The sequence below is a fragment of the Microcoleus sp. MON1_C5 genome (assembly GCF_036701875.1).
Classification (GTDB): Bacteria; Cyanobacteriota; Cyanobacteriia; order Cyanobacteriales; family Microcoleaceae; genus Microcoleus.
In genome coordinates, this window is record NZ_JAUBRN010000016.1 from 38,581 (window position 1) to 51,689 (window position 13,109).

The 13,109-nt window shown below is 47.6% G+C and carries 12 protein-coding genes; 9 read left to right on the top strand and 3 right to left on the bottom strand.

All coding sequences use genetic code 11. From position 1 onward, the window contains the following. Positions 1-202 precede the first annotated feature (202 nt). Both QUA71_RS10565 and QUA71_RS10570 read right to left on the bottom strand, forming a co-directional pair. Complete coding sequence (locus QUA71_RS10565) at positions 203-1,456, bottom strand: DNA replication/repair protein RecF (RefSeq protein WP_333284683.1); 1,254 nt, start codon at positions 1,454-1,456, stop codon at positions 203-205. A 300-nt stretch (positions 1,457-1,756) separates the two neighbouring features. Beyond that, entirely contained in the window at positions 1,757-4,576 is a 2,820-nt protein-coding gene (locus tag QUA71_RS10570; RefSeq protein WP_333284685.1) for a cation-transporting P-type ATPase, read from the bottom strand. A 401-nt stretch (positions 4,577-4,977) separates the two neighbouring features. On the opposite strand from QUA71_RS10570, the gene QUA71_RS10575 reads away from it, so the two are divergent. From QUA71_RS10575 to QUA71_RS10615, 9 genes are all read left to right on the top strand, one after another. Continuing rightward, complete coding sequence (locus QUA71_RS10575) at positions 4,978-5,256, top strand: hypothetical protein (RefSeq protein ID WP_333284687.1); 279 nt, start codon at positions 4,978-4,980, stop codon at positions 5,254-5,256. Between the two features lie 683 nt (positions 5,257-5,939). Continuing rightward, positions 5,940-6,458, top strand: coding sequence for a phycocyanin subunit beta (locus QUA71_RS10580; protein ID WP_190661678.1), 519 nt, complete (start codon positions 5,940-5,942; stop codon positions 6,456-6,458). A 102-nt stretch (positions 6,459-6,560) separates the two neighbouring features. Then, entirely contained in the window at positions 6,561-7,049 is a 489-nt protein-coding gene (gene cpcA / locus QUA71_RS10585) for a phycocyanin subunit alpha (RefSeq protein WP_006631256.1), read from the top strand. 148 nt (positions 7,050-7,197) lie between these two features. Then, a complete protein-coding gene (locus QUA71_RS10590; RefSeq protein ID WP_333284690.1) occupies positions 7,198-8,013 on the top strand; it encodes a phycobilisome linker polypeptide in 816 nt (271 codons plus the stop codon). A gap of 193 nt (positions 8,014-8,206) precedes the next feature. Beyond that, complete coding sequence (locus QUA71_RS10595) at positions 8,207-9,076, top strand: phycobilisome linker polypeptide (RefSeq protein WP_333284692.1); 870 nt, start codon at positions 8,207-8,209, stop codon at positions 9,074-9,076. A gap of 108 nt (positions 9,077-9,184) precedes the next feature. Further along, positions 9,185-9,493: a phycobilisome linker polypeptide gene (locus QUA71_RS10600; protein WP_333284694.1), complete on the top strand. Its 309-nt coding sequence runs from the start codon at positions 9,185-9,187 to the stop codon at positions 9,491-9,493. A gap of 216 nt (positions 9,494-9,709) precedes the next feature. Then, positions 9,710-10,549 carry a HEAT repeat domain-containing protein gene (locus tag QUA71_RS10605; RefSeq protein WP_333284696.1) on the top strand — a complete coding sequence of 280 codons (840 nt, stop codon included), beginning with the start codon at positions 9,710-9,712 and terminating at the stop codon, positions 10,547-10,549. Positions 10,550-10,894: 345 nt separating this feature from the next. Beyond that, positions 10,895-12,088: a transposase gene (locus QUA71_RS10610; RefSeq protein ID WP_333284698.1), complete on the top strand. Its 1,194-nt coding sequence runs from the start codon at positions 10,895-10,897 to the stop codon at positions 12,086-12,088. Positions 12,089-12,153: 65 nt separating this feature from the next. Continuing rightward, positions 12,154-12,780 (top strand): HEAT repeat domain-containing protein, encoded by a 627-nt coding sequence (locus QUA71_RS10615; RefSeq protein ID WP_190732613.1) that lies wholly within the window; start codon positions 12,154-12,156, stop codon positions 12,778-12,780. Here QUA71_RS10615 and QUA71_RS10620 read toward each other — a convergent pair. Then, a complete protein-coding gene (locus QUA71_RS10620) occupies positions 12,769-13,062 on the bottom strand; it encodes a DUF2103 domain-containing protein (RefSeq protein ID WP_190732612.1) in 294 nt (97 codons plus the stop codon). The two genes, QUA71_RS10615 and QUA71_RS10620, sit on opposite strands and share 12 nt — an antisense overlap. Positions 13,063-13,109 lie beyond the last annotated feature (47 nt).

Below are 13,109 nucleotides of genomic sequence, written 5' to 3' on the forward strand. Positions count from 1 at the left end.
CTGTGGTTTAAGTCTTAGGCTAGAAGCCCACTGTCTTTAGACCTGGGTCGTTGACAAGGTTTAGAAAAATGGAAGCGAAAGCGGCAATCAAAATTAACCTTTATCCTATCTCGAATTGAGCTAATAATGCCACTTTCTACATTTTTTTGTTCTCATACCATGAAACCGAAAATTTGTCAATCTAAAATCTAAAATCTAAAATCTAAAATCGATTGATTTGTCCAGCAACGACGGAGAGAATTTGGGTTTGTCGCAGCCACTGAGCATCAAAAGCGCCTAGGTGAGTTGTAGTAATCAGAGTTTGAAATCGTTCTTGAATTGTTTCTAAAAGTTGATTTTGGCGGCTCAGATCGAGTTCTGCAAGTACGTCGTCGAGCAATAGTAAAGGCGCTTCGCCGACGACTTCTTCAATAAGCTGCAGTTCTGCTAATTTTAATGCTAATACCAGAGTTCGCTGCTGACCTTGGGATGCGTATTGACGAGCTGGGGTATTGTTAATTGTAAATGTAATGTCGTCGCGGTGGGGGCCGACCAAAGTGGTTCCTTGAAACTGTTCTGCGATCGCCCTTTTTTGAATTTTCTCTAAAAATGCTTGTCGCACTCCTTCGAGATTGTCTTTAGCGATAAATTCCGAACTTACTTCAATATTAGCATCGTATTTCACATCTAAAACTTCTCCTGAACCGCTAATTGAACGGTGCCAATTTCGAGCTAAAGGCATCAAACGCTCCAAAATTCGATCGCGCCTGCGGATGACGCGAGCGCCCGCTGTCGCCAACTGCGCGTCCCACAAAGCTAATTCCGAACTGGGAATTGGGAATTGGGAAGTGGGAATGGGGAATTGGGAATTGGGGATTGGGAAGTCTTCTGTATTTTCCGGTTCGGGACTTTCGGGTGCAATAAATCGCATTTTGTCAAAACCTTCGGAAAATTCCGCTTTCCTGATTTCTTTAGAACGTTTCAACAAAGCGTTTCGCTGGCGCAAAATTTGGTTGTACTGCTGCAAAATGTGAGCGTAAATCGGTTCTAACTGGATGACGAGCCGATCGATCCAATTGCGCCTTCCTTCGGGTCCGCCGCGCACTAAGTCCAAATCCAAACAAGAAAATTGCACTACATTTAAGACGCTCAAAAAGTCTAAATGGCGACGCAGCGGTTCACCGTTGATCTTCAGTGTTCGACGCGCCCCAGAGCGAAGAGTTAAAGCTAAGTCGATTGCTCCGGTTTGACGTTCGAGTGTAGCATCAATTTGCCCGATCGGCTTTGAGTCGAGTATTAAATCGCGATCGCGCCCTACCCGGTGGCTTTTTAAGGTAGAAAGCAACTCTACCGCTTCTAACAAGTTAGATTTTCCTTGCGCGTTATTTCCTACTAAAATGGTTTTGGGAGCGTCAAACGCTACCTTTTGATCGAAGTAGTTCCGAAACTGCCGTAGGTGCAGCGTTTTTAAATACATACTATTAGTAATTGGTAATTATTGGTAATACAGCCATCGTGGGGTACACGACCGGGCGCACTTTACAGGTTGGCAACCGAGCGCTTTTACGATTGCGATTTTCGCCGATCGTTGCCCTCGCAATGACATTATAACGAAGTAATAAATGTTTTATTGTGACACAATCTCTTTAGTCTTCCTAGCGATGACTTTGGCAGTGAGCCAGGGGTTGAAACCCCTGGCGGATGTGAAGAGAGAATATTGCCTGCGAGGGTGCTAGCTAATAATGAAACCTCGCTAAGTCTTCGTCAGCCGTTAACACTATTTTCTAGCTTTGTAAAAGCGCAAAAACAGTTTTTCCATTTCAATCCAGACAAACATCAGAGCGCTGAAACCGAAGCAAACTAGCAACTCAAACCCCGTTAAATAATGAGTGCCGAAAAATGCTCTCAGCGGCGGAACGTAAATCAGCATCAATTGCAGAATAGTAGTCACAATTACAGCCGCCCACACAAAAACATTAGTGAAGGGATTTAACTCAATAGTTAGCTGAGTGTTAGACCGAATTGCGATCGCGTGACCCATTTGCGCCAAACAAAGAGTTGTAAACACCATTGTTTTCCAAGCATCTGGATCTCCGTGTCCGGGAGAGTGAGTATATCCGTAAGCCCAGGACATCATCGCGATCGTCAAAATTGCAAAAATAATCCCTATCCGAATCATGTAAGAACCCAAACCCCGCGCGAAAATACTTTCTCGCGGACTGAAAGGAGGCCTTTTCATCACGTTCGGTTCCCCGGGTTCCACAGCCAAGGCCAAAGCGGGAACGCCGTCTGTTACTAAGTTCATCCACAAAATTTGCAGCGGCGTCAGCGGCACTCCTCCCAAACCCATTAAAGGTGCGGCCGCAATTGTCAAAACTTCGCCGATGTTGCTGCCCAAAATGTATTTAATAAAGCGGCGAATATTGCTATAAACCACTCGCCCTTCTTCAGCGGCGGCGACAATAGTTGCGAAGTTGTCGTCGAGGAGCACCATATCGCTAGCTTCTTTGCTGACATCGGTGCCGGTAATCCCCATAGCGATGCCGATATCGGCTTGTTTCAAGGCGGGGGCGTCGTTAACGCCGTCGCCGGTCATTGCGACAAATTTGCCCCAACTTTGCAAAGCTTGGACTATTCGCAATTTGTGTTCGGGGGAAACGCGGGCGTAAACGCTAACCTGTTCGACTTGCTGTTTGAGTTCTTCTTGGCTGAGCTTTTCTAATTCTTGACCGGTGAGAACTCGATCGCCCTCTTTAGCAATACCTAAATCGTAGGCGATCGCCTTTGCTGTCAACTGGTGGTCTCCTGTAATCATCACCACCCGAATGCCAGCATTGCGGCACTTCACCACTGCTTCCCGCACTTCCGGGCGCGGGGCGTCCAGCATACTGACGAGTCCCAGCCAAATCATGTCTTGTTCGCTGGTTTCCTCAGAACCTTCGGGCGGCACGTTTTCCCAGAGTTTGTACGCAAACCCGAGGACTCGCAAACCGCCGCTTGCCATGTTGTTGTTTTCGGCGAGGATGCGATCGCGCATTTCCTGCGTTAAAGGTTGTACTCGATCGCCGACTATAATGCCTTTGCAGCGCTCCAAAGTCAACTCTGGAGAGCCTTTGGTCAGCATCAAATAATTCGGCTGCTGTCCTTCTGCTGCGGGAAATCCCGAATTTCCCGATCGGCCGGGCACTTCGCAAATCACGCTCATGCGCTTGCGTTCGGAAGAAAAAGGAAATTCCGCCGTCCGCGGCAGCAATTGAGACTGTTTATCCTTATAAATGCCTGCTTTTCCCGCTACACACAGCAGAGCTCCTTCTGTAGGGTCGCCTAAAATCTGCCATTCTTGCTGTTCTTGTTGCAATACTGCGTCGTTGCAAACTGCACAGGCAATTAATAAAGATTCGAGTTCTGGATATTCCTCTAAATTATTAATTTTGGCCGATGTCAGGCGATCGCTAAAATCTCCGATCGGGGCATAGCCATCGCCTGCGACGGCGACTGTGCAGTCGCCTGTAGACACTAGCTGAACTACCATTTTATTTTGAGTCAGAGTACCTGTTTTATCAGAACAAATGGTAGTTACCGAGCCCAAAGTTTCTACCGCAGGTAGTTTGCGAATCAGGGCGTTTCGCTTCACCATCCGCCTAGTTCCGAGTGCTAGAGTGACTGTCACGACTGCTGCGAGTCCTTCGGGAACCACAGCCACAGCCATACTCAGAGAAACTTCTAACAAGTCTTCAAACCTGCTGGTATCGAATCCGATGCCGCCGTTTTGGAAGGTAATCATGCCGCCGATGACGACTATTGCGACTAAGGTTAGGGCACCGGAGACTAGAACATTTCCCAACTGGCTCATCCGCTGTTGCAGGGGAGTCGGTTCGTTTTCTACTGACTGAAGCATGGCGGCAATTTTGCCCAGTTCAGTTTGCATTCCTGTGTTGGTGACGATCGCCTTTGCTCGTCCCTGAACAACTTCTGTGCCCTGAAAAATCACGTTGAGTCGATCGCCCAAGGAAGCATCTTCGGGAAGTTCTAGATCAGCTTGCTTGGTTACTGCTAGAGCTTCTCCTGTCAAAGCAGATTCTCTGACTTGCAGATTTGATGTTTCGATCAAGCGTGCGTCTGCTGCTATTTTTACCCCAGCCTCCAACAGCATCACGTCTCCGGGTACGAGTTCCTTGGCTGCTATTTCCGAAGTTTTGCCGTCCCGCACGACTCTGACTAGGGGGGAAGCGAGGTTTTTGAGGGCTGCGAGGGCTTTTTCAGCACTTTGCTCTTGGAAATAGCCGAGAATGCCGTTGAGTATGACGATCGCAAAAATGGCGATCGCATCTTTGGGAAAAGTATTCGACCGAATGTCCAAAAAAGCCGAAATCACGGCCACACCTATCAGCATCAACAACATGATGTTGGTGAACTGATCGACAAAAATCGACCACGGACTGCGGCCTCCTGTTTCTTCGAGTTCGTTGGGGCCGTATTGCTGCAAGCGTTCTGACACCTGTTGGCTGCTCAAGCCAGCGTCTTTGTTGCTGCTTAGCTGCTGGAGAGTTTTGTCAATTGCTACGGTGTGCCAAGAAGAGGGAGAAGTTGAAGACATAAATTACGATCGCGCATGGGGAAATTAGGCGAATCAGGCCGGACAGCTACAGCCGATGGATGTGGCTGATTACAGCCAGAGACTTTTAAGTTTTGAGTTCTGAATCAAAAACTGTTTAACTTGGGACTCGTTTTGGGCGGTTCGATGCCGGGGAAGCAAAAAGCTTTTAACTTCACTGCGTCTGGTGGCTCGATCGCGCCGTTTGTAGGCCTACGGCTGATAGCACCTATCCACCTTACTACTAAAAATTAGCAATTCCTTCGGCTATTACACACAAAAGAAGCTGAAAGCAAGAGTGATTTTATTACGGGGATGCAACCGTGCGCTGCAGGTTAAAACCTACCTTAAAAAAAAACGTCATAAAACGCTCGTATCCGAACTCATCTATTTTGCATTGTTTAATGTTAAAAGAAAAATGCCGCTGCGGCGACAGGTATCGATCGCCTCTGTTGGTTTTCTCACCATCTACAATGCTCAGCTTGCCACACCCTTCCGTGCGACTAGCCTGTGGGAAGCAGAACATAGAACATATAGATGAAAGTTTTTTTGCAACCGTTGCAGGACAAACAGTCGATGCTGGCTCTGGGGTCAAGTCCCATGACTCCCCAGAGCCAGCATCCCCGCGTTATGAAAGACCGGGCCCGGTCTTTCAACTTCCAACGGCTGAGTTTTGTCACTAAATGCTGATATTTCCGGCAAAAGCTGAGGCTGTGGCGATCGGGTTCCCAATCTTTTGGATTTTGCCCACACCCAATTCTGCAGCCATCCTGACTTGGGGCAGAATTTTTGCTTTTTTCCCTATTCCCCCAGCCTTCTTTTACGAAAACTTTAATTTACTTAATACTTCTTAACAATTCGGCTTTTCCAGAGAAAGCCAACAAAGGCGATCGGGCCACGGGACGGTTCCGGGCGGTTCTACCGCCACAGCAGGGCGATAGAAGCAAACTCTGCGTTTATTTGGACAACCCCGCATCTACCCGAGGAAGGAGATTTGCCCGCACTTGCCCTCCCGAGATTTACCTTCTTAGAGAGATAAGTTTCTGTAATAATTTGTAATAAACAAACGCAGGCGAGCATTGTATAAAGATTATCAGAGGGTTGAAACGACAGGCCAAAGTTAACAAAAACCCTGATTGACAAGGTTTGTCGCATCTCATAAAAGGTGTAAAATTTTCTAAGGTTTCTTAAACCTCCGTTGCAATGTAACAATAGTGCAGGTAGCGGAAAGGGAGAGATCGATGGGACCAGCAGATTAGCTGGCATCAAATTTCAACCCTTGCAGGCACTCGTAGCCTGAACAAATTTAACTTAACGGTTTTATACCGCAACCAAACTCAATTAACTCAAATAGGAGAGTTCTTTCATGTTTGACGCATTTACAAAAGTGGTTTCCCAATCTGACGCTCGGGGCGAATTTCTAGCTCAGGGTCAACTAGATGCTCTCAGCAGCATGGTTTCCGACGCCAACAAGCGGATTGACGCAGTAAACCGCATCACCGGCAACGCATCCAGCATCGTAGCCAATGCAGCTCGCGCCCTGTTCGCCGAACAGCCGCAACTGATCGCTCCTGGTGGCAATGCCTACACCAACCGCCGCGCGGCAGCTTGCTTGCGCGATATGGAAATCATCTTGCGCTACGTCACCTATGCAACATTTGCAGGCGACGCCAGCGTTTTGGACGACCGCTGCTTGAACGGTCTGCGTGAAACATACCAAGCTCTGGGAGTTCCCGGTGGCTCAGTTGCAGCCGGCGTGCAAAAAATGAAGGAAGCAGCGATCGCGATCGCTAACGACCCCAACGGTGTTACCCGTGGTGATTGCAGCTCGCTGATGTCTGAAATCGGCAGCTACTTCGACCGCGCAGCCAATGCAGTCGGCTAAAAATAGCCAAGCGAACCTTTCTTGTAAAGAAGCGAGCATCGCATTTTTGCAAACAATCATTTTTGTACAAAAACAACACAACATTAGGGAGAAACCAGAACAATGAAAACCCCTTTGACTGAAGCAGTAACCGCAGCCGATTCTCAAGGCCGTTTCCTGAGCAGCACTGAACTGCAAGTCGCCTTCGGCCGTTTCCGCCAAGCAGCAGCAGGTTTGGAAGCAGCCAAAGCGTTGACCGCCAACTCTCAGCGCTTGATCGACGGTGCAGCTCAAGCTGTGTACAACAAATTCCCGTACACCCAACAAATGCAAGGCCCGAACTACGCTTCTACCCCAACAGGTAAAGCGAAGTGCTCTCGCGACATCGGCTACTACCTGCGGATGGTAACCTACTGCTTAGTTGCAGGCGGCACAGGTCCGATGGACGAGTACCTGATTGCAGGTGTTGACGAAATCAACCGGACATTTGAATTGTCTCCTAGCTGGTACGTTGAAGCTCTCAAGTACATCAAAGGCAACCACGGTCTGAGTGGCGACGCTGCAACTGAAGCGAATTCCTACATCGACTACGCAATCAACGCTCTAAGCTAGATTTGCGTGATGCCCGGAATTGTAAGCTGCTGTTAGCTTAAGTGTTAGCGGTTGTTTACAATTCCGGGCATCTGCGATCCAAGCCTAGTTTTGCAAATACTTTTTTAAGCAGTTTTCAATTTTTAAAGCAAAAAAGGAAGAAGCAAAAATGGCGGGATTAGGTGCAGCAGAACGTTTGGGAATAAAAGCATTTGAAGAAGCCGGACGGGTAGAACTGCGCCCCCACTGGACGCAAGAGGATGTGGAAGCAGTAATTCGCGCTGCTTACAGCCAAGTTTTCGGTAATGAGTATTTAATGTCGAGCGAACGACTTACCAGTGCTGAATCTCTGCTGCAGCAAGGGCAGATTTCAGTGAAAGATTTTGTGCGGTCAATTGCACATTCCGAAACCTATCGGAAAAAGTTTTTTTATCCGAACTCGCAAACGCGGTTAATCGAGCTTAACTACAAGCATTTGTTGGGCCGCGCTCCTTACGACGAGTCGGAAATTGCTTTCCACGTTGATTTGTACAATGCAGAAGGCTACGAAGCTGAAATTAATTCTTACATTGACTCGCTTGAGTATGAAGAAAATTTTGGCGAAAGTATAGTGCCTTACTATCGCGGTTTCGCGACTCAAAGAGGTCAAAAAACCGTCGGTTTTAACCGGATGTTTCAACTGTACCGGGGTTTTGCTTCTAGCGATCGATCGCAAAACCAAACCCAAGCCCGGCTGACTTGGGAAGTAGCGAGAAATATGGCTTCGCCGATATACACGGCCTCCACCGGAAAAGCCCTTGGCGGCACATCCGGCGGTTCTCGCGACCAGCTCTACCGAGTCACCGCAATGCAAGGTTCGGCTAATTTTTCGCCCCAAGTGCGGCGGACTACTACCGAATATCTCGTGCCTTACGAGCAACTTTCGAGCCGCTTGCAGCAAATCAACAAACGTGGCGGCAAAGTGGTAAGTATTACCACAGCTTAAAGTTTGTGTATTGACGTTTTTTTGAAACGTCTTTAGCAAATTAGGACTAAGGCTAAAAAATTCTTCAATTTTATGTGTATAGGTAAGGTGTGCAGTGCACACCCTACTTTGAGGCATATTATCCTTAGTCCTAAAAATTTCAAGTGCAACCAAGCATTAAACTTTTGTCATTAATAATTTAGGAGGAAATCTGGTGGCGATTACAACAGCAGCGTCCAGACTGGGAACATCCGCATTGAGCGATGCGCCGAAGGTAGAATTGCGCCCGAACTACAGCAAAGACGACGTTGAAACTGTGATTCGTGCGGTTTACCGTCAGGTGCTGGGCAACGACTATTTAATGAAATCCGATCGACTTACAAGTTCCGAGTCTTTGCTGCGGGACGGCAGTTTGACGGTACGAGAATTTGTACGCGCTGTAGCTAAGTCAGAACTGTACAAAACCAAGTTTTTCTACAACAGCTTCCAAACTCGGACGATCGAACTAAACTACAAACACTTGCTCGGTCGGGCTCCCTACGACGAATCTGAAGTAGTTGAGCACTTAGATTTGTACCAAACACAAGGCTACGACGCTGATATTGATTCTTACATCGATTCAGTAGAGTATCAAGAAAACTTCGGCGACAGTATCGTGCCTTACTACCGCGGTTTTAACACCCAGCGTGGTCAAAAAACCGTTGGTTTTACCCGGATGTTTCGCCTGTATCGCGGCTATGCAAACAGCGATACATCTCAACTAGAAGGCAATAACTCTCGCTTAGCTGTCGAACTCGGCACTAACACCGCTACGCCTGTAGTCGGTCCCTCCGGCGGTAACGAAGGTTGGGCATATCGGCCTTCTGCCAGAAACGTAACTCCCAGCAGCACTTTCGGCGGCGCTGCAGCTTACGGCAAAGAAGGGCGGCTGGTGCGCGTGGAAGTTTCCGGCATTCGCACGGGCGGCTATCCTAGCGTGCGCCGCAGCAGCAAGGCTTTCATCGTACCTGTTGAGGATTTGTCCTCGCAACTGCAGAAATTTCAACGCCTGGGCGCGAAAATCGCCAGCATTACTCCAATTTAGTCAGTTGGCAGTTGGCAGTTGGCAGTTACTAGCTTTTAGTCAACAGTCAACAGTCAACAGTCAACAGTCAACAGTCAACAGTCAGAATTACCAATTACCAAGAAGCTTATGTTGGGTCAATTTGTAGCTGGAATAAGTGGCAATACAACTTCGGCTGGTCGCTGCTTTCGGTATGAAGTTGTCGGTTTGCGCCAAAGCGATGAAACAAATAATGTGGATTATTCGATTCGATCGAGCGCGAGTACATTTATCAACGTGCCTTACAATCGGATGAATCAAGAAATGCAGCGGATTACTCGCATGGGCGGGAAAATTGTCAGCATTCATCCTTTAAACGCGGGTGCAGAATCATCCCATCAGTCATCCCATGAATCATCCCATGAATCATCCCATGAGTCATCTGGTGATCACCAATAGTTTGGTGGGAGGGGCGATGAAAATCGCTTCTTGTCAAGCTAGAAGGGGCGATGAAAATCGCTCCTGCACAAGCTAGAAGGGGCGATGAAAATCGCTTCTTGTCAAACCAAGTCCGCCTGCGCGGAATAAGAGTTAATGCAACCCGCGCAGGCGGGTTTTGTCTGTTTAGCAGCGATTTCAATCGCCGAATAACTAATAACTAATAACTAATAACTAATGACTATGGATTATTACGAATCCGACTCACCGCCGGCGGGTGTAGCTGAGGGCGAGTCTTTAACTGTTGAACAGGCGATCGCAAATTTGCACTCCCAAGATTACAGTCTCCGGTATTATGCTGCTTGGTGGGTTGGCAGATTTCGAGTCAAGGAACCGGCAGCTATTGCAGCTTTAATTGCCGCATTGGAAGAAGAGTCAGAACAAACAAAAATCGGCGACTATTCCCTATTACGAAATGCGGCGCGGGCTCTGGGTAAATTGGGTGACAAACAAGCCTTACCGGCCCTGATTCGTTGTTTGGAATGCGCTGATTATTACGTGCGAGAAGCGGCGGCTCAAGCTCTAGAAATGCTGGGCGAGATCGATTCTATTGGGCCGCTAATGAAGCTATTGGATGGGGGCGTACCTGTGGCCGTGCGAGTGCCAGGAAAATCGCACCTCGTGCAACCTTACGACTCGGTAATTGAAGCTTTGGGAACGCTGAAAGCCACAGAAGCAATACCCCTAATTTCACCTTTTTTAGAACATTCTGTGGAGCGGGTGCAGTACGCTGCGGCGCGGGCGATGTATCAGTTAACTGGTGAGCGGGTTTACGGAGAGCGGTTGGTAAGTGCTTTGAATGGGGATAATTTGCAGTTGAGGCGCTCGGCTTTGATGGACTTGGGGGCGATCGGCTATTTGCCGGGAGCGCAAGCTATTTCTGAAACTTTAGCAGAAAATAGCCTGAAATTGATAGCGCTCAAAGGAGTTTTGGAGCATCACCTCAATCAACAAGAATCTCTATCTTTGTCAGATGAAGCTATCCAAGTTATGAACTTAATGGATAGTTTACTTTAAAAAATTAGTTCATAACTGAAATAGTATTGCTGTAGCAATGCTCAATTGTCTGCCGTATATTTAGGACACAGTATATTGAGGACACAGCAGTGCTGTTTCCCTACGGCATATCTGTATTTTAGGCAGGACACAGCAGTGCTGTTTCCCTACCTATTTTGATGAGAATGTTGGTGGGTGAGGTGGCAAAAAGTTCGAGCGCGCGATCGACCCAACCTACAATTACCAAGAAACTGGGTTGAAAGCCCCGTCCTTATAGGACGGCTTTAATTTCTACACTTTGTAAATAATTGTGAAATACACACATTTCGCAGGTGAAAGTGTTTGCAAGGATGATAAACTATTCCCATGATAGTATTAGAGTTTAAATTAAAAGGCAAAGCGGAGCAATATCGGATCATCGACGAGATGATCAGAACAGCTCAATTTGTTCGCAACAAAACTCTTAGATACTGGACAGAAAATCAAGGAATTAAGCTGGTCGATCTGTACAAGCAATGCGCCGTAATGGCAAAAGAGTTTGAATGGGCAGGCAAACTTAACTCAACGGCACGTCAAGCTTCGGCGGAGCGGGCCATTTTTGCTATCCAACGTTTTTTCGCTAATTGCAAGGCTAAAAAACCAGGAAAAAAGGGCTATCCGCAGTTCAAAAAATATACTCGCTCACTTGAATACAAGCAATCAGGTTGGGCGCTTTCTGTGGACAAAAGATGCCTAACATTTAAGGACGGCTTTGCTGCTGGAAAGTTCACATTAATCGGTAGCCGGGACTTGCATTTCTACGCGCCCGATGAGATTAAGCGAATCAGGATTGTGCGTCGTGCTGACGGATACTACGCCCAATTTTGCATCAACGTTGAACGCAAAGAGGAAATTGTTCCGACTGGTAAAGCCATTGGAATAGACGTGGGATTGAACCATTTTTATACCGACAGCGATGGCAAAACAGTCGCCAACCCACGCTATCTCAAGAAAAGTGAAAAAGCTTTAAAGAGATTGCAAAAGCGCGTCTCTATAAAGAAAAAAGGTTCCAAGAATCGAAAAAAAGCGATTAACAAGTTAGGAAGAAAACACCTGAAGGTGAGTAGACAGCGCAAAGACTTCGCCATTAAGATGGCGTTGTGCGCGGTAAAATCTAACGATTTTGTAGCCTACGAAGACCTTCAGGTTAAGAATATGGTTAAAAACCGTAAGCTTGCCAAATCAATTAGCGATGCAGCGTGGTCACAATTTGCTCAATGGTTAGAATACTTTGGAAAAGTGTACAGTAAAACGGTAATTGCTGTTCCACCTCAATACACATCCCAGGCGTGTTCAAATTGTGGCAATTTAGTCAAAAAAACGCTGTCAACCCGAACTCACATTTGCGGTTGTGGTACAACATTAGATCGCGACCACAACGCTGGAAAAAACATTTTGGCTAAAGGGTTGAAGCAGGCAGGTGTCAACTTAAATACGGTGGCACACACCGAAATTAACGCTTGGGGACAGACCGATCTCTACTCGTTGGTGGTAGCATCAACGAGCAAATCGACTGATTGATCCAAGAATCCCTGTGCCTTCAGGCCAGGGAGTGTCAAAATAGTCACGGTAAAGCTTACAAATAAATGGCATTAGAACTAATTCAGGCTGTCGAACAAGCAGATTCTTCCGAAGGCTTGTTAAACGCAGTCAAAGCACTGGCTGCAGCTTCCTCAAAACAAGCAATTCCTACCTTAATTACAGTGCTCGGTTACAACAACCCAGGCGCCGCTGTTGCCGCCGTTGATGGGCTAATTCAGCTCGGAGAACCTGCGGTGCTGCCGCTTCTAGAACAGCTTGACGGCTACAATTACGGGGCGAGAGCTTGGGCTGTTCGGGCTTTGGCGGGAATTGGCGACCCCAGGGGTTTGGAGATTTTGCTCGATGCAGCAGCGAATGACTTTGCTTTGAGCGTGCGGCGGGCCGCGGCGAGGGGTTTGGGGACTATTTGTTGGGAACTAATGCCGGCAGAACAAATAGCAGATGCTCAACTTCGCGCTGTGAAAACGCTACTGCAAGCGTCCCGAGATCCCGAATGGGTGGTTCGCTACGCAGCAGCGGGGGGTTTGCAAGCTTTGGCGGGTGCTGCGACTGTTAAACCGGATTGGTTAGCGGAAGTTTCGGCCAGACTTGAGGAAATCACCCACAGCGATGAAACTACTTCAGTTAGGGCTCGGGCTTTGCTTGCTAAGAAAATATTGTCACTTGGCTAGGGTTTGGGCGATCGTCTCTTCCAAGTCCCCTTGACTGAGAGTGGTTAATATAAAGACTTCTTGTACGGTTTTGCCCTGTCTGGCGATGATTTTAAATCCCCCGCGGATGGGTACTGACACTCTTAATGTCATGCGGGGGATGTGTCCTTTAACTTTGTTGATGACGCCCGGAGTGACAGTTTGAATGCCGATTTTTAGGGTGAGGCGCTCTAAAATTGGTATCAAACCGGGAAGGTGGGTAGAGTGATTCCAAACTAGGCGGCCTTTGGGTTGTGCGTTCATAAATATTTAACCAAATTCAACATACCCAGTCTAAGCCACCCCTGGCT

Excerpts from the sequence above, each read along its gene's own strand:
- QUA71_RS10565 (WP_333284683.1), bottom strand. The coding sequence starts at position 1,456 with ATGTATTTAAAAACGCTGCACCTACGGCAGTTTCGGAACTACTTCGAT.
- QUA71_RS10610 (WP_333284698.1), top strand. The coding sequence starts at position 10,895 with ATGATAGTATTAGAGTTTAAATTAAAAGGCAAAGCGGAGCAATATCGG.
- QUA71_RS10570 (WP_333284685.1), bottom strand. The coding sequence starts at position 4,576 with ATGTCTTCAACTTCTCCCTCTTCTTGGCACACCGTAGCAATTGACAAA.
- cpcA (WP_006631256.1), top strand. The coding sequence starts at position 6,561 with ATGAAAACCCCTTTGACTGAAGCAGTAACCGCAGCCGATTCTCAAGGC.
- QUA71_RS10580 (WP_190661678.1), top strand. The coding sequence starts at position 5,940 with ATGTTTGACGCATTTACAAAAGTGGTTTCCCAATCTGACGCTCGGGGC.
- QUA71_RS10600 (WP_333284694.1), top strand. The coding sequence starts at position 9,185 with ATGTTGGGTCAATTTGTAGCTGGAATAAGTGGCAATACAACTTCGGCT.
- QUA71_RS10590 (WP_333284690.1), top strand. The coding sequence starts at position 7,198 with ATGGCGGGATTAGGTGCAGCAGAACGTTTGGGAATAAAAGCATTTGAA.
- QUA71_RS10575 (WP_333284687.1), top strand. The coding sequence starts at position 4,978 with ATGTTAAAAGAAAAATGCCGCTGCGGCGACAGGTATCGATCGCCTCTG.
- QUA71_RS10605 (WP_333284696.1), top strand. The coding sequence starts at position 9,710 with ATGACTATGGATTATTACGAATCCGACTCACCGCCGGCGGGTGTAGCT.
- QUA71_RS10620 (WP_190732612.1), bottom strand. The coding sequence starts at position 13,062 with ATGAACGCACAACCCAAAGGCCGCCTAGTTTGGAATCACTCTACCCAC.
- QUA71_RS10615 (WP_190732613.1), top strand. The coding sequence starts at position 12,154 with ATGGCATTAGAACTAATTCAGGCTGTCGAACAAGCAGATTCTTCCGAA.